The sequence below is a fragment of the Pseudomonas sp. FG36 genome (assembly GCF_057809275.1).
Map to the genome: position 1 here is coordinate 1 of NZ_JBMDJQ010000040.1, position 21,366 is coordinate 21,366.

Sequence of the window (21,366 nt, forward strand, 5' to 3'; positions counted from 1 at the left end):
GGGAACCCCGGAGCGAAGCGTAGGGGCCGTATGAACGGAGCCGAACGGTTTTGCCTACTTTTGTCAAGACAAAAGTAGGTCGCCGTAAAGGCGAAATGGTGACTAAATGTCGACATCTTCTACGAATGTGTCTACAAAAAACAAAACAATCGCCCCCGACCCCGACCCCGACCCCGACCCCGACCCCGCCCCCGACCCAACCCAACCCAAAGAAAAAAAGGAACCGCAGCGCCAGGGGAGAACCAACGCCACGGTCCAAGGGGAAACCCCGTCACTGCTGGGTAACAGTCGCCATATTGGCATTCCCAAACTGCGTAATGGTGGCCGTCTGACTAGCCCCACTCTGGTCGACAAACGCCTGGTTCCCATTCCCCCCCTGGGTCACGTAGGCAAGGTTGACCCCATCGGTCTGCTTGATGGTCGCCTCGTTGCCACTGCCATACAGCTGATAGGTGTAGCTCTGGTTGCCACTGCCCGACTGCTCGAGGGTGATGCTGCCGCCATTGCCCGCAGCCAGGCCCTCGGCGTAGTTGGCGGTGCCGCGCTGGTCGGCGATGAGCAGGTTGTCGCTGCCGTTCTGCTCGAAGTACAGCTCGTTGTTGCTGTCGGCCTGGCGGGTCTCCATCTGGTTGCGGTTGCCATCCTGGTTCAGCCGGGCGATCTGGCTGTTGCCCTCCTGGGTGAGGTTGACCCCGTTGCCATTGCCCGCCTGGTTGATCTGCGCCTGCTGACCGACACCGAACTGCCCGCCGGACTTCTCGCCCTTCCAGTTGCTGGCCATGATCTTGTTGGCGTTGCCCACCGTGCTGATGGTCAGGCTGTGGTTGTCACCGGTCTGGTAGGTGAAGTGCAGGTTGTTGTTGCCCACCTGGGAAATACTGGTCACCGCCTGGTTGGTCTCGAACTGGTCCGACCAGCTGGCGTTGCCACGGCCGGTCTGGCTGAGGCCCGCGCTGTTGGCCTGGCCGAAACTCTGGTCGATGTAGCCTTCGTTGCTCTGGCCGTTCTGGTAGACACTGGCCTGGCTCGCGGCCTGGTTGTCCTGCCACACCTCCACCGAGTTGCCGGTGCCGTACTGGTTGATGCCGATGGTGCCGCCCAGGCCGTCGCGCTGGTCGCCGTAGGCCCAGTTCTGCCGGCCTTCCTGGTAGATGGCGATATCGCCGTCCTGGTGGGTCATATGCTCGGCGGCCGCCTGGTTGTCGCTGCCACCCTGCATGATCACGCTCTTGTTGTTGCTGCCGCCGAACAGCTGCTCGACCGTGGCGTCGTTGCCATGGCCGGACTGCAAGATGGTGGCCTGGCTGCCGTACTGGGTGTCCTGCCAGATGACCGAACGGTTGCCGCTGCCTTGCTGGACCTGCAGGGCTTCGTTGTTCTCGCCCACCGACTGGCTGGCGAAGGCGTCGTTGAGGCTGCCGCCGGACTGCTGGGTGATCTGGCTGCCGTTCTCGAACAACTGCTCGGCGTAGCCGGCGTTGAACGAGCCAGTGGCGCTCTGCTGGATATGGCTGGTGCTACTGTCCTGCAGCGCCATGTGGTTGTGGTCGTGGCCGGCCTGGTTCTGCGTGGCCGAGGCGAACGACGCCTGGGTCTGCTTGACCTCGGCGATGTTCTGGTTGCCCTGTTGGGACTGGGTCGAAGTGCTGTCGTCGGCCATGGCCTGGCCGGCAAGGGCCAGGACGATGGCGGCGCTCAGGGGGGCGAGCTTGTGCATGGTGTTGCCTCCAGATCTGTCGATGAGTGCCTAGCGGTACTGGGTGATGTGGACCTGCTGGCCGTTGCCGGCCTGGGTCACGGCGCTGTTGAGCCCCGTGCCGCGCTGGTCGATGGTGGCGCTGTTGTGGTTGCCGATCTGCTCGATGGCGGCGCTGTTGCCGCTGCCGCTCTGGCGGATCGTCGCGTCGTTGCCCTGGCCCTGCTGGCTGATCGCGGCCGTCAGGTCGCTGCCTTCCTGCAGGATGTAAGCCTCCTGCGCGCCCCCGGCCTGGACGATCCGGCCCAGCAGGGCCTGGCCGTTCTGGTCGAGGGCGGCACGGTTGCCGCTGCCCAGTTGCTCGATCACCGCGACCTGGCCGGCGCCGCTTGGCAGCAGGCGCAGCACCAGTGGCTCGCCCAGGTCGCTGCCGGCGGCAAGGTCGGCGTTGTCCATCAGGTCGTCGGCCCAGGCCTGGCCCCCGAGGGCCAGGCACAGCAGCAGTGGAAACAGGGCGTTCATGGCATCCTCCCGGCGCTACTGCACGACCACGTTGGTGGTGCGAGTGGTGCCCTGGCTGCTGGTCACGGTCGCGGTTGGCGCAGCGGTCGGGATCAGCGTGGTGCTGTTGCTCACCGTCAGGCGCCAGCGGCCGGTGACCGGCACGGTGGTGGTACCCAGGGTCTGCACGCCGTTGGTGGTGGTCACCCGCACCGTGATGGTGTTACCGGTGGTCACCGAGGACGTACCGCTGATGTCCCAGTTGAAGCGGTTGTTGGAGCGCGCCGTGACCGTCGCCGCGGTGACCGCGAAGGTCTCCTGGGCCGGTCGTGGCGATACCTGCACCGTGACCGTACCAGGCGTCGAGGTGGCGCCGATCGCGTCACGGGCGACGTAGGTGAAGCTGGTGGTGAACGCCGTGGTGACCGTCGCCGGTGGCGTGTAGGTGATCACGTTGCCGTCGGTGCTCACCGTGCCGCGCCCGGCCGGGGTCGGCTGGGTGACGCTGGCGATGGTCAGTGGCAGGTTGCCTTCCGGGTCGGTGTCGTTGGCCAGGACGTTGATGGTCAGTGGCACGCCGAGGGTGGCGGCGCTGTCGGCCACTGCGGTCGGTGGACGGTTCGGCGCGACGTTGACGGTCACGTTGGTGACCGGCGATTTCAGGCCCTTGGCGTCTTGCGCGCGGTAGCTGAAGGTCGCCACCAGCGGCGAGGTGGCCCCGGCCGGTGGGGTGTAGGTCACTGCCGTGGTGCCGTTCATCACCACGCCGCCCAGGCCGGTGCCCGGTTGGGTGAGGTCGGTGATGCTCAGCGGCACGTTGCCGTCCGGGTCGTTGTCGTTGGCCAGCAGGTTGAGGGTGATCGGTATGCCGACACTGGTACTGCCGCTGTCGGCCTGGGCCACGGGGGCTTGGTTCTCGGCCTGCACCGGGGCGCTGCCGACCACCACCACCGGTTCCACGTCGAAACCACCATGTGCCGACTTGACCGTGATGCTGGCAGGCGGCTGGGCCAGGTCGTTGACCGTGAGGCTTTGCTGGACACCGGACTTGGACATCCGCCCGAAGCCCTGGACCAGCAAGTCCGGCACCACGACTTCGTCGCTGGAACGGGCCTCGATCAGCAACCGCTTGGCGCTCCAGTCATAGCGTGCCGTGCCCACCTTGACCACATCGCTGAGCTTGCTAGATAGCGATGTCGGGCGCGTGGTGCCGGCCGGGCTGCTGGCGGTGACTACCACCACTGACGGAGGCACTGCCTGGCTCAGTTGCTGGTTGAAGAACAACCCGTTGTTGTCGGCGAGCATGCTGAACTGGCAGGGCGAAGGCGGCGAGCCGACCAGCGCCAGGCCGTTGCGCAGGCACAGGCTGGCGCTGTTCGGCGCCTTGGCGAAGACTTCGACGCGGGTGCCCGCGGCGTTGCGCTGGTAGGTGGCGCGTTCCAATGTCGCCGGGGTTTGCTGGCGTTGGTCGAGGACCTTGCCGGAAACGGTGAAGACGTTGGTCTGGATGGTGCCCGCCGGGCCCTGGATGCGCACGAAGTTGGTGTTGTTCGGGCTGCCGGTCACCGCCTCGGTGATGTTAGGGTCGCCGACGAAGGTCTCGGTGGCGCCGGTGTCCGGGTTGACCTCGGTGTAGGGGCCGCCGACACCGCGCAGGAACGGGCCGAGGTTGCCGTTCAGCGCGCCGCTGAAGTTGCCGGGGGCACCGATGCCGATGTCACGGGTGATGTTGATCGCCCGCCGGCCCGCCGTGGTCACGTTGACCGTCTCGACTCCATAGGGGTGGGTGATGGTGTAGGTGCCGGTGCGCGGCACCGAGGCGCGGATGCGGATGCGGGCGAAGCTCTGCTGGTCGCCATTGACCGGATTCTCGGCAGCGAAGGCCGCCTCAAGGCCGGCAACGTAGACCTCCAGCTCGTAGCCACTGTTGCCTACCTGGGGGATCTCGGTCTCGGCCAGGAACCAGAACATCTCCGGTGGCCAGTTGTCCGGGAACACCAGCGGCAGGGCATCGTCATAGACCCCGGGCTCGGGCAGCAGGGTGCACATGTAGGCTGGAGCGCCCGGGCCACCCGGTGATCGGGTGCTGGTGGCGCGCGACTGGCACAGCTCCAGGGCGAGGTTGTTGGCGTCCTTGTACCACATGGGGTAGCCCCCGGTGGCGAAGGTGTAGGGGCCGGGGTCGACCTCCGACAGCGCGGCCCAGGCCGCGCTGCTGAGGGTGAGGGTGAAACCGGCGGCGCAGAGCGCGCGACGCGACCAAGTATTCATGCTGCCTCCTTGAAGGCGTGTCCTGTTCATGGCACCAGCACCACGTCTTCGCTGTCGCTGCCGCCATGGGCGCTGGTGACCTGCACCGTCGCTGGCGGGATCGGCGAGAGCCCGGTGGTCAGGGTCTTGACCGCGCCGTTGCCGCTCAGGCCGCCGATCAACGCACCGTTGCCGGTGCGGGCGGTGAGGGCCGGCGGGCTGGTCTCGTCGCTGCTGCTGGCCACCAGGGTCAGCTGGCCGCTGCCCAGGCTGTATTCGGCGCGGCTGATGGTCACCAGGTCGGTCAGCGGCATCGGTGCGCTGGTCGGGGTGCTGGTGGCGATGGCCAGGCTGTTGTCGGCGGTCACCTGCAAGGTCAGCGGCAGGGTCGGGTTGAGCGGCGACTGGGCGTACCAGGCACCGGTGCCGTTGGCCTCGCCGAGGGGCAGGGTGGGGGTCTGGCTGGTCAGGGTGACCGTGGCGGGCGCCGGCGGCGCCATCACGAACACATCCTGCTGGGCGCGCAGGTCGCCATTCACGGTGTGTCGCGAATAGGTGCTGCGCAGCGGGATCAGCGGCGTCGGGCGGTTGACCGTGGATAGCTTGCCGGAGATGGCGAACAGCTCGGTACGCAGGTCGATGCCATTGGGCCCTTCGATGCGCACGAAGTTGGTGTTGAACGGGCTGCCGGTGACCGGCTCCTCCAGGTTCGGGTCGCCGATGAAGCGTTCGCTGGCGCCGGTGCCTGGGTTGGTTTCGGTATAGGGGCCGTTGACGCTGCGCAGGAACGGCCCGACGTCGCCCCTGAGCGCGCCGCTGTAGTCGCCTGGCGAGCCGATGCCGATGTCGCGGGTCATGTTGATCGCCCGGCGTCCGCCCGCCGCCACCTCGAACACATCGACACCGTAAGGGTGGGTGATGGTGTAGGTACCGGCCACCGGCACATCGACGCGGATGCGCACCCGGGCAAAGCTGACCTGGTCGCCATCCACCGGTTCCTCGGCGCTGAAGGCAGCCTCGATCGCCGATACGTAGGTCAGGTCGATGCCGCGGGCGGCATCGACGATGGCGGCGTCGGCGGTGAACCAGAACGCTTCGTCGGGGAAGTTGCTGGGGAAGACGACTGGCTGGGTGTCGTCGAACACGCCGGGTGTCGGCAGCAGCGTACACATGTACGAGGGCGCGCCGGGAGCACTGGCGACCCTGGAGCTCACCGCCTTGGTCAGGCACAGGTCGAGCACCCGGCCGTGGCTGTCCTGGTACCAGGCAGGGAACTTACCGGTGGGCAGGGTATAGGGGCCGGTGTCGACCGCATACAGCGCAGCCTGGGCCGGGAGCTGGAGCAGGCCGGCGAAGATCGCCACGGCCAGCGGGTGGGGTGTCGGTCGGTGCATGAGTTGCTTCCTCCTGCAAACGGGCCCATGGGTTGGGGCGTCTGGGGAGGGATCGGCAACTGTTGTGCCAAGTTTTGCAGAGGTGCGTCCAGGGCCTTTGCGACGAGGGTTTCAGCGCCCCGGCAACGGTCTGGCGAGGTAGCCATGGTGGGCGGGTGGCCCCAGCATTGGGGAATGGGGTGAGGCTCGGTGTCTGTCGTGGCTGATGACTGCCAGCCAATTCTGAAGCACACTGCCGAAAAATCCGATGCCCGTTGCCCCGCCTGAGCGAGGCACACCAGGAGCACGCAATGGCGCGCCAACTTCCAACAACAACCGCCAATGACCCCTTGCAGCAATCTCGCCTGGTCCGCCTCAAGCTTGCCAGCGAAGGCGAACTGCCCTGCGGCATGCTGCGTGACGAGATCGACGCCTCCTGGCGGCGCAGCCTTGGCCATGGCCTGGACTGCCTGCAGGGCGAGCAGGTCGGCCTGGGTATTCGCCACGGCCTGGACCTGAACACGCTGCTGGAACACAACCGCCTGCTGATCGACGCGGCCACCCCCGAGCTGGACTACCTGATCAAGCGCCAGGGCAAGAACGGCATCGTCATCCTCGGTGACGCCCAGGCCAACGTGCTGACGATCGACGGCCAGAAACACGTGCTCGAGCGCGAGGGCCTGCGCGACCTGCACCCTGGCAGTTGCTGGAGCGAGGCCCTGCGCGGCACCAATGCCATCGGCACGGCAGTGGTCGAGGGCCAGCCGACCCTGATCAACTGCGGCGAGCATTACCTGGACCGGCTCAGCCCGTTCTCCTGCACCTCGGTGCCGCTGCGTGATCCGCGTGGCGAAGTGATCGGCGTGCTCGACGTGACCCGTGAAGGGGTCATGGCCCAGCCCCAGGACAGCCTGTCCACGTTGCTGCTCGCCGCCGGCAATATCGAAGGCCGGTTGTTCGGGCTCTACCATCCCGAGCATCTGGTGCTGGCCTTCCACAGCCGCCCGCAATACCTGGCCAGCGCCTGGCAGGGCCTGCTGGCGCTGAGCCTGGAGGGCGAGGTGCTGGCAGCCAACGACAATGCCTGCCAACTGTTGCAGATGCCACGCCAGGCGCTGCTCGGGCGGCGCAGCAGCGACCTGTTGGGCGAGCGCTCGCCGGCGTTCATCGCGCGCCTGTGGCAGGGCGGTGTCAGCAGCGTGCAGACGGCCGCGGGCGAGTTCTTTTTCCGGGCGCTGCAACTGCCACGGCATGCGCGCATCAGTGGCCCGTCCCCGGTCGCCAAACCAGCACCGCCGAGGGCCCAGGCACTGGAAGCGCTGGCCGGTGGCGATGCGCGCCTGGCGCGTGCCTTGCGCATGGCCCGCCAAGGCCTGGCGAACGGGCTGCCGGTGCTGCTGCTGGGCGAAACCGGCACCGGCAAGGAGGTGGTTGCCCGTGCCCTGCACCAGGCCGGTCCGCGTGCCGACAAGCCATTCGTGGCGGTCAACTGCGCGGCGATTCCCGAGGGGCTGATCGAGTCCGAGCTGTTCGGCTACCGCGACGGCGCCTTCACCGGCTCGCGCCGGGGCGGCATGGTTGGGCGGCTGATGCAGGCCCATGGCGGCACGCTGTTCCTCGACGAGATCGGCGACATGCCGCTGGCCCTGCAGGCGCGCCTGCTGCGTGTGCTGCAGGAGCGCCGCGTGGCGCCCCTTGGCGCCGGCGACGAGCAGGACATCGACGTGGCGCTGATCTGCGCCACCCATCGCGACCTCAAACGCCGAGTCGCCGACCAGCACTTCCGCGAAGACCTCTACTACCGGGTCAATGGCGTGTCCCTGCGCCTGCCGACACTGCGCGAGCGCGACGACCTGGCAACGATCATCCAGGGCCTGCTGGACAAGGCCGGGGCCCGCGCTGTCAGCCTTGACCCGGCACTGGTTGCGCTGCTGGAGAACTTCGACTGGCCGGGCAACATCCGCCAGCTGGAAATGGTGGTGCGCACCGCCCTGGCAATGCGCGAGGAGGGCGAGCAGGTGCTGACCCTCGACCACCTCACCGACTGCCTGCTCGATGAACTGGCCAGCGGCGCCGCGCCGTCCGGCAGCCTGCGCGACAACGAACTGGAACTGATCCGCGCCGCACTGGCCCGGCACCAGGGCAATGTCTCGGCCGCGGCCGAGGCCCTGGGCATCAGCCGGGCGACGCTGTACCGCAAGCTCAAGCAGTTGCGTGGTTGAGCCATGCGCGAACTGTTTTCCCGATTGATCGAATCCAGCGACCCGCAGTTGATGCGCCAGGCCCTGGCCTGGCTCTACGGCTTCGTGCGCCCGCAACGTGGCGCCATCGGCGTGCTCCTGGGGTTGTCCCTGGGCGCCTCGCTGCTGGCCCTGGCGCAACCCTGGCTGGTCAAGACGCTGATCGACGAGGGCCTGCTGGCCAAGGATTACCAGACCCTCTGGCACATGGCGGTGATCATGATCGTCGCTGGCCTGCTCGGCACGCTGCTGGCAGGGATCAACCGCTACCTGCACACGCGCCTGTCCGGGCGCATCCTGTTCGCCCTGCGCGACGACTTGTACCGTCATCTGCAACAACTTTCGCCGACCTTCTACGGGCGGCGGCGCACCGGTGACATCCTGTCGCGGCTCGATGGCGATGTCGCCGAGATCCAGCGCTTTGCCGTGGACTCGCTGTTCTCGGCGGTATCGGCGCTGATCGGCCTGGTCGGCGCGGTGGCCTTGATGCTGATGCTGTCCTGGCAACTGTCGCTGCTGCTGGCGTTGCTGATTCCGCTCGAAGTGCTGTGGCTGCGCTGGATGCGACGCAAGGTCGAGCGCGAGGTGCGCAACCTGCGCGAACGCTCGGCGGACGTGTCGTCGTTCCTGGTCGAGACGCTGCCGGCGATGAAGTTCATCCAGGCCGCCGGCCAGCAGCGGCGTGAGGCCGAGCGCCTCGACCAGTTGGGGCAGGGCTACATGGGGCAGCTGCTCAGGGTGCAGGTCACGGAGTTCTTTACCCAGGCGGTGCCCGGCACGCTGACTTCCTGGTGCCGGGCCTGCGCATTCCTGGTCGGCGGCTGGTGGGTGATCCAGGGCACCTGGCAACTGGGTGCGCTGATCGCCTTTTCCACCTACATGGGCATGGCCGTCGGTCCGGTGCAGAGCCTGCTGGGTCTGTACGTGGCGGTGCAACGGATGGCCGTGAGCCTGGGGCGGGTGATGGAGCTCAAGCAGGAAGCGCTCGCGGTGCGCGAGGCGGACGATCCCCGGCCCATGCCACAAGGGACCGGGGAGTTGCGACTGGACGGCGTTTCGTTCGCCCACGACGGGCGCCAGGGTGTGGTGCTTGACCAGGTGCAGGCCTGTCTGCCCGGCGGCGCCAAGATCGCCATCAGTGGCGCTTCCGGCGTCGGCAAGTCGACCCTGATCGACCTGCTGCAACGCTTCTACGACCCGGATGGCGGGCGCATCCTGCTCGACGGCGTCGACCTGCGCGAGCTCGACCTGCAGGCCCTGCGGCGGCGCATCGCGGTGGTCAGCCAGGACATCGTGCTGTTTCGCGGCACCCTGGCGCAGAACCTGGCCTACAGCACGCCCCAGGCCAGCCGTGAGGAGATCGAGCGGGTGGTGCGGCTTACCCGCCTGGACAGCCTGGTGCAGAGCCTGCCGCTGGGGCTCGATGGTCTGCTGGGCGAACGCGGCCAGCAGTTGTCCGGTGGCCAGAAACAACGTATCGCCATCGCCCGGGCGCTGCTGCAGCAACCGGCGATCCTGGTGCTCGATGAGGCCACCTCGGCGGTGGACGAAGCCACCGAGCGTGAAGTGATTACCGCCATCGACCAGCTGTTTGCCGGGCGTACACGGATCCTGATCAGCCATCGTGCCTCGACCCTCGCCGATGCCGACTTGCATCTGGAACTGCGTGACGGGCAATTGCGCAGCAAGGAGCCCGCCGACCATGGCCGCTGACCTGTGCATTGGCGTGATCGACAGTGGCTGCTCGGCGCAGCAGGCGGATAGCCTGCGCGGCGCGCGGCGCTTCTGGCTTGAGGATGGCGTGCTGTGCGAGGGCGAGCCGCTGCCGGATGCCCTGGGCCACGGCAGCGCGGTGCTGGCGCGGCTGCGGGCCGAGTCCGGCGGCCAGCCGGTGCTGCTGGCCCAGGTGTTCGCCGGGCAGGGCAGCACCAGCGCCTTGCAGGTGGCCGCTGGCTTGTTGTGGCTGGTGGAAGCGGGCGCGACCGTGGTCAACCTGAGCCTGGGCCTGCGCCAGGATCGCCCGGTGCTGCGCCTGGCCTGCGCCGAGGCCGTGGCCGCTGGCGTGCTGCTGTGCGCCTCCAGTCCGGCGCGGGGCGAGGCGGTGTATCCGGCCAGTTATCCCGGGGTTATTCGCGTCACTGGCGATGCCCGCTGCGCCGCTGGGCAATGGTCGTGGCTGGACACTCCCCAGGCCGACTTCGGCGCGGCGGTTGGCGCCGCCGGGGTGGCCGGCGCCAGTCTGGCCTGTGCCGCGTTCACTGGACGGGTGGCGGCCCTGCTGCGCGAAGAGCCCGGCATGACGCGGCAGGCACTGTTGCACTGGCTGGAGCAGCATGCGACGTTCGTCGGCCCTGAGCGCAAGGAGTCGACCGATGCCTGAACCGAGCATCCTGGTACTCGGTGCCGGACCTGCGGGGGCGACTACTGCCCTGGGGCTGCGGCGGATGGGCTACCCCGTCACCGTGGTGTCCGACTGGCGCCGTTTCGCCGCGGTGGAAGGTGTTTCGCAACGTGTGCTGGAGGGCTTGCGCCATGCGGGCCTGGGCGCTGCCCTGGCCGAGGCGACCATGCCGGCCACGCGGCAGGTGCACTGGAACGGTGAGCGGCTGCAACCGAACCAGGAGTGGCTGCTGGATCGCCAGCGCTTCGATCAGGCACTGCGTGATGACTTGAATCGTGCCGGTGTCGAGCTCGTCGAAGGGCGTGTGCGCGAGGTGGAGCAGGGGCAGGGGTACCGGGTCCGGTTGGACGACGGGCGTACCCTGCACGGCGATTTCCTGGTCGAGGCCCGTGGTCGTCAGGCCCCGTTGAGCGAAGGTCGCCTGCGCGGGCCGGAAACCGTCAGCCTGCTCAACCTCTGGCAAGCCGAGCCCGGCACGCCGGCTTCGGCAGTGGAAAGCCTGGACGACGGCTGGGCCTGGATGGCGCGGCTGGCCGATGGCCGCTGCTACTGGCAGGTGACGCTGGACGTGATGGCGGCGCGGTTGCCGGGCAAGACGGCGTTGCCCGAGTACTGTGCCGAGCTTCGTCGTGGCTCGGCGCTGGTGGCGCAATTGTTCGGCGAGCAGGCCTTCGCGCCTGCCCAGGTGCATGCACGCAGCAGCACAGCGATTCTTGTCGGCAACTGCGCGGGCCGTGATTGGCTACGGGTTGGCGATGCGGCGATGGCGGTCGATCCGTTGTCGGGCAATGGCATCTTCCAGTCCTTGTCCTCGGCGCTGCAGGCGCCCGTGGTGATCAATACCCTGCTGCAACGGCCCGGGCAGGCGGACCTGGCGCAGCGCTTCCATCAAACGCGGATCGAACAGTTGTTCCTGCGTTTCGCCCGGATCGGGCGCGACTTCTACGCCCAGGAAGCGCAACGTGGCACACAGCCGTTCTGGGCTCGCCGCCGAGGCTGGCCGGATGCGCAACCGCTGCACGCGGCGGCAAACTGGCAGGCGGTGCGGGTCGAGCGCCGCCCGGTGCTGCGCGATGGTTGGGTGGAGGAGGCCGAAGTGGTGGTGACGGCCGACCAGCCGCTGGGGGTGTGGCACCTGCAGGGTGTCGAGCTGGCGCCAGTGGTGCGCGGGGTGCAGGCCGGCATCGGCCTGGAGCGCCTGGTGACACAGGCGCACCAGCCGATGGTCGAGCGCTGGTTACGCGAACAGGGCTTTTGATTTAGAAGAATGTCCCCACCACCAGTTGCAGGTAGGCCCCGCTATCCCGGCCACCCAACTGCACGCCGCCATCCTGCGCGCTGCGTTGCGGGGTGTAGAACCCCACCAGCGGGCTGATCAGCCAATGCTCGTTGACCATCCACTCCACATACAGGTCCACCTCGCGCCCACCCAGGTTGCCCTGGTCGGTGCTGAGCGGGTCGAAGTCGAAGTACAGCGCGCCCAGGGTCAGCCCCTCCCGTGGCGTGGCCTTGAGCGCCACATGGTGCACCTGGGTATTGCTGTTGAATGGCCCGGCGTAGTTGGCCGCCACCTCGCCCTGGAACCAGGTGCCATAGCCCCGGCTCAGGCCATAGAACAACGGGTCGAAGTGCTCCGAGAAGCGGCTGTAGCGGTAGGTGGCGGTGGGCGACCAGGGCAGCCCGGAGAAGGTCCAGTTGCCCTCCAGGTACCAGGCGTTCTCGCGCCCGTCGGTGCGATCCTGGGTGACATACTCGGCGGCCAGTTCGAGGTCTTTCACTCCCAGGTTGCCACGCCCGCGCAGGCTCACCGTGTCCATGCCGTCGCGGTGTTCCAGGCCAAGGATCTCGGCATAGCGGCGGTCGACATCCAGGCCGCGGATCCAGCTCAGGCCCAGGGTGCCCGCGTCGGCGACATGCTCGAGGTTGGCCACCGCCATGGAGGTGTCGGCCTGGAACGGGTTGTCGGACTTGAGCCACATCAGGTCGCCGCGCCAACCCTGCTTGCCGCCCAGACGCAACACGGCGGTGCGGTCGAACGCCTTGCGCGCCGCCAGGTAGTAGGCGCCGCCACGGTCGAAATCGGCGCCCAGGTCGACGTTGCCGGCATTGACCGGGTCGCCCTGGATCAGGAAACCGTCGCCGAGGGTGATGACCTGGCGCCCACCGGAGAGATCGATGCCGTCTTCGCCAAGCGCCGGAAACAGGGTGCCCGAGCGCCATCCAAGGTAAGCGTCCTCGACGCCGGTGCGACGTTCGTCACCGAGCGTGAAACCCGCGGCGTCGCCATCGCCCCAGGTGGCCTAACTGAGCAGGCTGAAGGCGCCGTAAAGCGTGCCGTTGCCGGTCAGCGCCTGGCTGGCGCTCAGGCCGTACTTGACGTAGCCCTCGCGCCAGTTGCTGCTGCCGGCCTGGCGGTTGCCGAACTGGTCGAAGCTTTCGTCGCTGTGGAACACGCCGAACAGCGCTTCGAGGTTGGCGTCCAGGGTGGTGCCGGCGTGGTTGTACATTTCGTGGGCCTGGGTGAGGGGAGAGGCCAGCAGCAGGGCCAACGTGCAGGCGAGCTTGTGCGTCATGGTGTGCTCCATGTTTTTGTTGTTTTCTGGCTTTTTCATTGCCTGTGCCGGCCTCATCGCCGGCCAGGCGATGAGGCCGGCACAGGTGGAATCAGAGCTTGATCAGCACCGACTTCAGCTCGGTGTAGTGCTCGATTGCCGCCGCGCCCATCTCGCGGCCGACGCCGGAGAGCTTGTAGCCGCCGAACGGCAGCGCCGGGTCCAGCGCGCTGTGACAGTTCACCCACACCGACCCGGACTTGATCCGCGGGATCATCCGGTGCACCGCGGCCAGGTCGTTGGACCAGATGCTCGCGCCCAGCCCGTAGGGGTTGTCGTTGGCCAGGCCCACCACCTCGTCGAGGTCGTCGAACGGCATAGCCACCAGCACCGGGCCGAAGATCTCCTCCTGCACCAGGCGGTGGCGCTGGTCGACATCGACGATCACCGTCGGCTTGACGAAGTAGCCCGGGCCGAAGCCTTCGCCGCCGCAGGCGATGGTCGCGCCCAACTCGCGACCCAGGTCGATGTAGCCGGTGACCCGCTCCTGCTGCCTGGCCGAGATCAGCGGGCCCATCTGTACGCTAGGGTCCAGGCCGTTGCCCAGTTTCATGGCATTGGCGATGCCGGCGATATCGGCCACCACGTTGTCGAAGTGCTTGCGGTGCACATACAGTCGGGAGCCGGCGCAGCACACCTGGCCCTGGTTGAAGAAGATCGCCGTGGCGGCCCCGGCGGCGGCCTCCTGCAGGTTGGCGTCGGGCAGGACGATGGTCGGCGACTTGCCGCCCAGTTCGAGGGTGACGCGGGTCATGTTGTCCATGGCCGCCTTGCCGATCAGCTTGCCGACTTCGGTGGAGCCGGTGAAGGTCAGCTTGTCCACGCCCGGGTGGCGGCTCAGCGCGGCACCGGCGTTCAGCCCGGTGCCGGTGATCACGTTGAACACTCCATCCGGATAGCCGGCCTCGCTTACCAGTTCGGCGAGCTTGAGCGCGGTCAGCGGGGTTTCATCGGCAGGCTTGAGCACCACCGTGCAGCCGGTGGCCAGGGCCGGGCCCAGCTTCCAACAGGCCAGCAGCAGCGGGAAGTTCCAGGCGACGATGGCGCCGACCACGCCCACCGCCTCGCGGCGCACGAACGCGTGGAAGTCGTCATTGGGCATCAGCGGCAGCGACGGCTCGACCGTGCTGCCTTCGAGCTTGGTCGCCCACCCGGCCATGTAGCGCAGGAAGTCGATGGCCAGTTGCACGTCCATCACTTGGGCCACGGCGGCACTTTTGCCATTGTTCAGGCATTCCAGCTCGGCCAGCTCCTGGGCATCGCGTTGCATCAGGTCGGCCAGGCGCCACAGCAGGTTCTGCCGCTCACGCGGACGCATCCGGCTCCAGGCCGAGTGGTCGAACGCCTGGCGGGCGGCCTGCACGGCGCGGTCCACGTCCTGTGCCTCGGCCGCGGGCACCTCGGCGAGGACCTCGCCACTGGCCGGGTTGCGCAAGGTCATGGTGCGGCCGCTTGCTGCGTCCTGCCAGTCTGCGCCAATGCGCATCTTCAGCTGGCGTGCGAGGAAGGCACGGGTGGCGGGCAGAATCGGCAGTTCGGAATGCATGGGGCGGTGCCTCTTGTCATGGTTGGGACCATGGCAGGGCAAGGGGCGTGCCAAGCCGTTCAACGCGTTCACAGCCCTTGATACATGTGGTTTTCGCTTCACATGGCATGCAGTCAGGGAGGCTTGAGCTGTTGCACATTGAGACTGAGTGAGACGGGGATGAAACAGGCCGCTGTGCGGGCCAATGGCCGGCAAGCCGGCTCCCACAGGTACGGCGTTGCTCTCGAAGGTGGCTAGATCCCTGTGGGAGCTGGCTTGCCAGCGATGGCCTGCGCCAGGCCCCGTGTCTCAAGGTGAAACACCTCGTCGCGAAATGGCACGTTCGGCCACAGCCTGCGCTGCTGGGGTTTGCCCCCGCTTTGCGCTCAAATCGTTGATGCAAAACATATTTACCGCAATTGGCACACTTCCTGTATCGCTACTGTCAGATGCACACCGCAGCGTGCGAATAACGATAAGAACGATACCGTGGAGGTCTGACCTTGAAGACGACTCGACTCCGGCGGCAGGCGGGCACACTGGCGCTGGCCGCCACCGCACTGCTGTCCGCCCAGGCCATGGCGGCCGAGCAGGGCCCGAGCCTGTTGCAGAGCAAGTGCATGGGGTGCCATATCCCCGAAGGCAACGACAGCTACAGCCGCATCAGCCACCAGCGCAAGACCCCCGAGGGCTGGCTGATGAGCATCGCCCGCATGCAGGTGATGCATGGCCTTTCGATCAGCGACGACGACCGTCGCACCCTGGTCAAGTACCTGGCCGACAAGCAGGGCCTGGCGCCCAGCGAGACCGACGGTGTGCGCTACGCCATGGAGCGCCGGCTCAATACCGTCGAACACTTCGACGACCCGCTCAGCCAGATGTGCGGGCGTTGCCACTCCGGCGCCCGGGTCGCCCTGCAACGGCGCCCGGCCAAGGAGTGGGAGCACCTGGTCAACTTCCACCTCGGCCAATGGCCGTCCCTCGAATACCAGGCCCAGGCCCGCGACCGCGACTGGCTGGACATCGCCCTCAAGCAGATGGTGCCCGACCTGGCCAAGCGCTTCCCCCTCGACAACCCGGCCTGGGCCGAGTGGCTCAAGGCCCGGCCCGAGTCCAAGGTCCTGGCCGGGCAATGGGCGTTCAGCGGCCATATGCTGGCCAAGGGTGACGTGCGTGGAGTGATGACGGTCAGCGCCGAGCAGGGCGATACCTTCAAGGTCGAGGTCAAGGGCGCCTACGCCGACGGCACGCCGTTCAATGGCAGCGGTTCGGCGATCCTCTACAACGGCTATGAATGGCGCGGCAACGTCAAGGTCGGCGAGGCCAACCTGCGCCAGGTGTTCGCCGCCATCGACGGGCAGATGAAGGGCCGCATGTTCGAGGCCGAGCACGACGAGCGCGGCCTGGACTTCAGTGCGGCGAAGGCCGGGCAGGGGCGCCTGCTGGCAGTGCAGCCGGCGTTCATCAAGACCGGCAGCGACAGCGAGATCACCCTGGTGGGCAGCGACCTTTCCGGCAAGCCCGACCTGGGTGCGGGCGTGCAGGTGACCGAAGTGCTGGAGTCGACGCCGACGCTGATCCGGGTCAAGGCTCGGGCCGCCAAGGATGCCGCCGCCGGCCCCCGCGAGGTGGCGGTGGGCGCGCTCAAGGGCGTGCAGTTGGCGGTGTACGACAAGGTCGATGAGGTCAAGGTGGTGCCGGCGTTCTCCATTGCCCGCATCGGCGAGAACGGCGCCTCGGTGCCGAAGGTGCAAGGTCGCTTCGAGGCTGAAGCCTGGGGCAAGGACGCCAGTGGCCAGCCGCTGCGCATCGGCTACCTGCCGGCCACCTGGAAAGTCGAGCCGTTCAACGAACGGGCGGTCGAGGACGAGGACGTCAGGTTCGCCGGGCAGATGCAGGCCGACGGCGTGTTCGTGCCGGGTGGGGCAGGGCCCAACCCCGAGCGCAAGATGATGACCAACAACGCCGGCAACCTGAAGGTGATCGCCACCCTCGCCGACGGTGGCCAGCAGGGCGAGGGCCACATGATCGTCACCGTGCAGCGCTGGAACAATCCGCCGCTGCCATAGGCATCAACCTGACCAATTGCTTATCGGGAGGTCGCCATGGGCGCACTACTGAACCTGGTCGAACGCAACCTGCACGAAGTGCAGGTCGATGCCGACCGCATGCTGTTCCATATCCCCAGCAGTTCGCTGTTCGCCACCGACGCGGTGACCGGCGGCATCATCGACACCCTGCGCCGCCAGGGCTGTTCCGCCGAGGAGCTGTTGCAGCAGCTCGGCCAGCAGTTCGACGGGCAGGACATCGAGGAAACCCTGCGCGAGCTGATCGCCCTGGAAGTGGTCAGCGACGGCTCGCCGCTGACCCCGGAAATCGCCCTGAAACAGGTCGAGCGCACCGCGCTGAACACCGTGGTGCTCAACGTCAACACCGGCTGCAACCTCAGCTGCACGTACTGCTACAAGGAGGACCTCGACAAGCCCTCCGCCGGCAAGAAGATGAACAGCGCGACCGCCGAAGCCTCGGTGGAGATGCTGCTCAAGGAGTCGCCGAACGAGGAGCGCTACAGCGTGGTGTTCTTCGGCGGCGAGCCGCTGTCCAACCGGGCGTTGATCGAGCACATGGTGGCGTACTGCGAGCGACGCTTCGCCGAGGCGGGCAAGCAGGTCGAGTTCATCATGACCACCAATGCCACGCTGCTCACCGAAGAGATCGTCGATTGGCTCGATGCCCACCGCTTCGGCCTGTCGATCAGCATCGACGGGCCCAAGACCGTGCACGACCGCAACCGCATCACCGTGGGCGGGCAGGGCACCTACGACGTGGTGCGGCGCAAGGCTGACATGCTGCTGTCGCGCTACCGCAGCCGGCCGGTGGGGGCGCGGGTGACACTGACCCGTGGCATCACCGATATCGAGACCATCTGGAACCACCTGTTCAACGAGATGGGCTTCGCCGAGGTGGGGTTTGCCCCGGTAACCTCCGGTGACATGGCCGACTTCAACCTCACCGGCGACGAGCTGGTGCAGGTGTTCGCCAACATGAAGGCCCTCGGCCGGCGTTACCTGGAGGCGGCGCTGGAGCACCGCAACATCGGCTTCTCCAACCTGCACCAGCTGATCACCGACATTCACGAAGGCCACAAGAAGGCCCTGCCATGCGGTGCTGGGCTGAAGATGCTGGCGGTGGACCACGAGGGCGAGCTGAACCTGTGCCACCGCTTCACCGGCTCCAGCCTGCCGACCTTCGGCAATGTGCACCAGGGCGTGAAGCAGGCGCAGCTCAACGATTTTCTCTCGCAGCGCCTGGACCGCAGCGGCACCGGCTGCGACAGCTGCCGCATCCGCAACCTGTGTTCCGGCGGTTGCTACCACGAAAGCTACGCCCGCTACGGCGACCCGCAGCATCCGACCTACCACTATTGCGAGCTGATGCGCGACTGGGTCGACTTCGGCATCGAGGTCTACAGCCGCATCATGGCCGCCAACCCGGCCTTCATCGATCGCTACATCACTCCCCGGAAGGCGCACTGACATGAAGCACCTCAAACCGCTGAACAACAAGGCGCGCATCCTCGAGCAGGCGGCCGCCGAAGACCGCGTCGAGGAAGTGCTGGCGATGAGCGCCGTGGCCGGCTGCACCGCCACCACCGACCCGGGCTGGGAAGTGGACGCCTTCGGTGGCGTCAGCTCGTTGTGCCAGCCGATGGAGGCCGACCTGTACGGTTGCTCCGACCCTTGCTGGTGGCCGGCCCAGGTGCCGGACATGATGAGCACCTACCAGGACTGGAACGCCCAGGCGACCAACTCCGCCGAAGACTGGCGCAACCTCGGCACCGTATTCCCGAAAGACAAATAGAACGACAAGGGGAAACCGCATGAAACCTGGATTCTGCGCGCAACTCGCGCTCACCGTCGCCGCCACGGCCTGCGCCTGGGCGGCCCAGGCCGACGACGCAGGCAAGGCCCTGAAGGCCGGCCATGAATACCTGATCGCCACCAACTACCCGAACAACCTGCACGTGGTCGAGGTGGCCAGCGACACGCTGTACAAGACCTGCCGCATGCCCGATTCGTTCGGCCCCGGCACGGCGATGATGGCGCCGGACAACCGCACCGCCTACGTGCTCAACAACCACTTCGCCGATATCTATGGCATCGATCTGGACAGCTGCAAGACCACCTTCCACGCCAACCTGTCCAGCGTGCCGGGCGAGGTCGGCAAGGCCATGTACTCCTTCGCCATCAGCCCCGACGGCAAGGAGGTGTACGCCACGGTCAACCCCAGCCAGCGCCTGAACGACCACTATGTGGTCAAGCCGCCGCGCCTGGAGGTGTTCCGCACCGGCGACGGCCTGGATGCCAAGCCCGTGCGCACCTTCCCGATGCCGCGCCAGGTGTACCTGATGCGCACCGCCGACGACGGCAGTCTCTATGTGGCCGGGCCAGACATCTACAAGCTGGACGTCAACACCGGAAAATACACCGTCGCACTGCCGCTGCGCAGCTGGAACCGCCCGGGCTACAGCGCGCCGGACGTGCTGTACTTCTGGCCGCACCAGAGCTCGTTGCACGAGTTCTCGATGCTCTACACCATCGCCAGGTTCAAGGACGCCAAGCAGGACCCGGCCACCGCCGAGCCGCTTTACGGCTACCTGAGCATCGACCTGAAGACCGGCAAGGCCCATACCCAGGAGTTCGCTGAGCTGACCGAGCTGTACTTCACCGGCCTGCGCTCGCCGAAGGACCCGAACCAGATGTACGGCGTGCTCAATCGCCTGGCCCGCTACGACATCGCGCAGAAGAAGCTGGTCAAGGCCGCCAACCTGGACCATACCTACTACTGCGTGACCTTCGACAAGGCCGGCGACAAGCTCTACCTGGGCGGGACGTTCAATGACCTGGCGGTGTTCGACCCCAATACGCTGGAGAAGGTGGGGAACATCAAACTGCCCGGTGGCGACATGTCGACCACCACGCCGCAGGTGTTCATTCGGTAGAGCGGTGTTGGCCCTATCGCCGGCTTGCCGGCGATAGGGCCGGATCAATTCCTACAAGAACAACAAGAGACACCCCATGACCCAGCCCAGCCACACCGTAGGCAGCAACGCCATTCCCTTGCTCAACTTGTGCATCGGCGACGCCTTCGACGCCACCGTCGCCCGCTTCCCCGACCGCGAGGCCCTGATTGTCCGCCATCAGCAGTTGCGCTACACCTGGCGGCAGCTGGCCGATGCGGTCAACCAGCACGCCCGCGCTCTGATGGCCCTGGGCGTGCAGGTCGGCGACCGCTTAGGGATCTGGGCGCCCAACTGCGCCGAATGGTGCATCACCCAGTTCGCCAGCGCCAAGATCGGCGCGATCCTGGTCAACATCAACCCGGCCTACCGCACCAGCGAACTGGAATACGCCCTGGGCCAGTCGGCCTGCCAGTGGGTGATCTGCGCCGACGCCTTCAAGACCTCCGACTACCACGCCATGCTGCTGGACCTGGTACCCGAACTTCGCGCCTGCCGAGCGGGCGAGCTGCAAAGCGCGCGCCTGCCCGCGTTGCGCGGGGTCATCAGCCTGGCGGCGACGCCACCTGGTGGCTTTCTACCCTGGTCGGCGTTGCAGGCCCGTGCCGGGGAAACCGCCCCCGGGCAACTGACCGCGCGCCAGGCCAGCCTGCACCGGCACGCGCCGATCAACATCCAGTACACCTCCGGCACTACCGGGTTTCCCAAGGGCGCGACCCTCAGCCACCACAACATCCTCAACAACGGCTACATGGTCGGCGAAAGCCTCGGATTGACCGAGCATGACCGGTTGGTGGTGCCGGTGCCGCTGTACCACTGCTTCGGCATGGTCATGGCCAACCTCGGCTGCATGACCCACGGCAGTACCCTGATCTACCCCAATGACGCCTTCGATCCGCTGCTCACCCTGCAGGCCGTGGCCGAAGAACGCGCCACCGCCCTGTACGGCGTGCCGACCATGTTCATCGCCGAGCTCGATCACCCGCGTCGCCATGAATTCGACCTGTCCAGCCTGCGCACCGGGATCATGGCTGGCGCCACCTGCCCGATCGAGGTGATGCGCCGGGTAATCGACGAGATGCACATGGGCGAGGTGCAGATCGCCTACGGCATGACCGAGACCAGCCCGGTGTCGTTGCAGACCGGCGCCGCCGACGACCTGGAGCGCCGGGTGACCAGCGTCGGCCGCACCCAGCCGTGGCTGCAGAGCAAGGTGATCGATAGCGCAGGCACTACCCTGGCACGCGGCGAGATCGGCGAGCTGTGCACCCGCGGCTACAGCGTGATGCTCGGCTACTGGGACAACCCCAAGGCCACCGCCGAGAGCATCGACACCGAGGGCTGGATGCACACCGGCGACCTGGCGGTGATGGACGAACAGGGCTACGTGCGTATCGTCGGGCGCAGCAAGGACATGATCATCCGCGGCGGCGAGAACATCTATCCGCGGGAGCTGGAGGAGTTCTTCTTCACCCACCCGGCGGTGGCCGACGTGCAGGTGATCGGCATCCCCTGCAGCCGCTATGGCGAGGAGATCGTCGCCTGGATTCGCCTGCACCCGGGGCAGACCCTGGGCGAGGAAGAACTGCGTGAATGGGCGCGGGCACGCATCGCGCATTTCAAGGTGCCGCGCCATTTCCGCTTCGTCGATGAATTCCCGATGACGGTGACCGGCAAGGTGCAGAAGTTCAGGATGCGCGAGATCAGCATCGAGGCGCTGGCGGGCGGGCAGGGGCGGTAGCCGCCCT

The 21,366-nt window shown here is 67.1% G+C and carries 14 protein-coding genes and 1 pseudogene; 9 read left to right on the plus strand and 6 right to left on the minus strand.

The genetic code is table 11. The features are described from left to right. Window positions 1-271: 271 nt before the first annotated feature. Genes ACODS9_RS22945 through ACODS9_RS22960 form a run of 4 tightly spaced genes read right to left on the minus strand, consistent with a single transcriptional unit; the run spans window position 272 to window position 5,841 of the window. A complete protein-coding gene (locus ACODS9_RS22945; protein WP_489094821.1) occupies window positions 272-1,717 on the minus strand; it encodes a curlin in 1,446 nt (481 codons plus the stop codon). Between the two features lie 30 nt (window positions 1,718-1,747). Next, the gene (locus ACODS9_RS22950) at window positions 1,748-2,218 is read right to left on the minus strand and encodes a curlin (protein ID WP_038706268.1); all 471 of its coding nucleotides are present in this window, start codon (window positions 2,216-2,218) and stop codon (window positions 1,748-1,750) included. Window positions 2,219-2,233: 15 nt separating this feature from the next. Then, window positions 2,234-4,468, minus strand: coding sequence for an Ig-like domain-containing protein (locus ACODS9_RS22955; protein ID WP_401112132.1), 2,235 nt, complete (start codon window positions 4,466-4,468; stop codon window positions 2,234-2,236). A 26-nt stretch (window positions 4,469-4,494) separates the two neighbouring features. Next, window positions 4,495-5,841, minus strand: a complete 1,347-nt coding sequence (locus ACODS9_RS22960; RefSeq protein ID WP_489094822.1) for a hypothetical protein — start codon at window positions 5,839-5,841, stop codon at window positions 4,495-4,497. A gap of 290 nt (window positions 5,842-6,131) precedes the next feature. Between ACODS9_RS22960 and ACODS9_RS22965 the strand changes: the two genes are divergently transcribed. Genes ACODS9_RS22965 through qhpG form a run of 4 tightly spaced genes read left to right on the plus strand, consistent with a single transcriptional unit; the run spans window position 6,132 to window position 11,719 of the window. Next, window positions 6,132-8,042 carry a sigma-54-dependent Fis family transcriptional regulator gene (locus ACODS9_RS22965; protein WP_489094823.1) on the plus strand — a complete coding sequence of 637 codons (1,911 nt, stop codon included), beginning with the start codon at window positions 6,132-6,134 and terminating at the stop codon, window positions 8,040-8,042. Window positions 8,043-8,045: 3 nt separating this feature from the next. Then, on the plus strand, window positions 8,046-9,773 hold the full coding sequence (locus ACODS9_RS22970) for an ABC transporter ATP-binding protein (protein ID WP_489094824.1): 1,728 nt from the start codon (window positions 8,046-8,048) through the stop codon (window positions 9,771-9,773). Further along, complete coding sequence (gene qhpE, locus ACODS9_RS22975; RefSeq protein ID WP_489094825.1) at window positions 9,763-10,440, plus strand: subtilisin-like serine protease QhpE; 678 nt, start codon at window positions 9,763-9,765, stop codon at window positions 10,438-10,440. Before ACODS9_RS22970 ends, qhpE begins: the two co-directional genes overlap by 11 nt. After that, window positions 10,433-11,719 (plus strand): flavin-dependent monooxygenase QhpG, encoded by a 1,287-nt coding sequence (qhpG, locus tag ACODS9_RS22980; RefSeq protein ID WP_489094826.1) that lies wholly within the window; start codon window positions 10,433-10,435, stop codon window positions 11,717-11,719. Before qhpE ends, qhpG begins: the two co-directional genes overlap by 8 nt. Before the next feature lies 1 nt (window position 11,720). Here the strand turns inward: qhpG and ACODS9_RS22985 are convergent. Beyond that, window positions 11,721-13,034: pseudogene (locus tag ACODS9_RS22985) on the minus strand (alginate export family protein). A gap of 91 nt (window positions 13,035-13,125) precedes the next feature. Beyond that, window positions 13,126-14,619 (minus strand): aldehyde dehydrogenase family protein, encoded by a 1,494-nt coding sequence (locus ACODS9_RS22990; protein WP_489094827.1) that lies wholly within the window; start codon window positions 14,617-14,619, stop codon window positions 13,126-13,128. 482 nt (window positions 14,620-15,101) lie between these two features. Between ACODS9_RS22990 and peaA the strand changes: the two genes are divergently transcribed. The 5 genes from peaA to ACODS9_RS23015 all read left to right on the plus strand — a co-directional run bounded on the left by peaA (window position 15,102) and on the right by ACODS9_RS23015 (window position 21,359). Then, the gene (gene peaA / locus ACODS9_RS22995) at window positions 15,102-16,667 is read left to right on the plus strand and encodes a quinohemoprotein amine dehydrogenase subunit alpha (RefSeq protein ID WP_489094828.1); all 1,566 of its coding nucleotides are present in this window, start codon (window positions 15,102-15,104) and stop codon (window positions 16,665-16,667) included. Between the two features lie 36 nt (window positions 16,668-16,703). Further along, window positions 16,704-18,134, plus strand: coding sequence for a quinohemoprotein amine dehydrogenase maturation protein (peaB, locus tag ACODS9_RS23000; RefSeq protein ID WP_489094829.1), 1,431 nt, complete (start codon window positions 16,704-16,706; stop codon window positions 18,132-18,134). Window position 18,135: 1 nt separating this feature from the next. After that, window positions 18,136-18,459: a quinohemoprotein amine dehydrogenase subunit gamma gene (gene qhpC / locus ACODS9_RS23005; RefSeq protein WP_046855356.1), complete on the plus strand. Its 324-nt coding sequence runs from the start codon at window positions 18,136-18,138 to the stop codon at window positions 18,457-18,459. Between the two features lie 19 nt (window positions 18,460-18,478). Beyond that, complete coding sequence (gene peaD / locus ACODS9_RS23010) at window positions 18,479-19,600, plus strand: quinohemoprotein amine dehydrogenase subunit beta (protein ID WP_489094830.1); 1,122 nt, start codon at window positions 18,479-18,481, stop codon at window positions 19,598-19,600. Window positions 19,601-19,676: 76 nt separating this feature from the next. Further along, a complete protein-coding gene (locus ACODS9_RS23015) occupies window positions 19,677-21,359 on the plus strand; it encodes an AMP-binding protein (RefSeq protein ID WP_489094831.1) in 1,683 nt (560 codons plus the stop codon). Window positions 21,360-21,366: the final 7 nt, after the last annotated feature.

Excerpts from the sequence above, each read along its gene's own strand:
- ACODS9_RS22945 (WP_489094821.1), bottom strand. The coding sequence starts at position 1,717 with ATGCACAAGCTCGCCCCCCTGAGCGCCGCCATCGTCCTGGCCCTTGCC.
- ACODS9_RS22950 (WP_038706268.1), bottom strand. The coding sequence starts at position 2,218 with ATGAACGCCCTGTTTCCACTGCTGCTGTGCCTGGCCCTCGGGGGCCAG.
- ACODS9_RS22955 (WP_401112132.1), bottom strand. The coding sequence starts at position 4,468 with ATGAATACTTGGTCGCGTCGCGCGCTCTGCGCCGCCGGTTTCACCCTC.
- ACODS9_RS22960 (WP_489094822.1), bottom strand. The coding sequence starts at position 5,841 with ATGCACCGACCGACACCCCACCCGCTGGCCGTGGCGATCTTCGCCGGC.
- ACODS9_RS22965 (WP_489094823.1), top strand. The coding sequence starts at position 6,132 with ATGGCGCGCCAACTTCCAACAACAACCGCCAATGACCCCTTGCAGCAA.
- ACODS9_RS22970 (WP_489094824.1), top strand. The coding sequence starts at position 8,046 with ATGCGCGAACTGTTTTCCCGATTGATCGAATCCAGCGACCCGCAGTTG.
- qhpE (WP_489094825.1), top strand. The coding sequence starts at position 9,763 with ATGGCCGCTGACCTGTGCATTGGCGTGATCGACAGTGGCTGCTCGGCG.
- qhpG (WP_489094826.1), top strand. The coding sequence starts at position 10,433 with ATGCCTGAACCGAGCATCCTGGTACTCGGTGCCGGACCTGCGGGGGCG.
- ACODS9_RS22990 (WP_489094827.1), bottom strand. The coding sequence starts at position 14,619 with ATGCATTCCGAACTGCCGATTCTGCCCGCCACCCGTGCCTTCCTCGCA.
- peaB (WP_489094829.1), top strand. The coding sequence starts at position 16,704 with ATGGGCGCACTACTGAACCTGGTCGAACGCAACCTGCACGAAGTGCAG.
- qhpC (WP_046855356.1), top strand. The coding sequence starts at position 18,136 with ATGAAGCACCTCAAACCGCTGAACAACAAGGCGCGCATCCTCGAGCAG.
- peaD (WP_489094830.1), top strand. The coding sequence starts at position 18,479 with ATGAAACCTGGATTCTGCGCGCAACTCGCGCTCACCGTCGCCGCCACG.
- ACODS9_RS23015 (WP_489094831.1), top strand. The coding sequence starts at position 19,677 with ATGACCCAGCCCAGCCACACCGTAGGCAGCAACGCCATTCCCTTGCTC.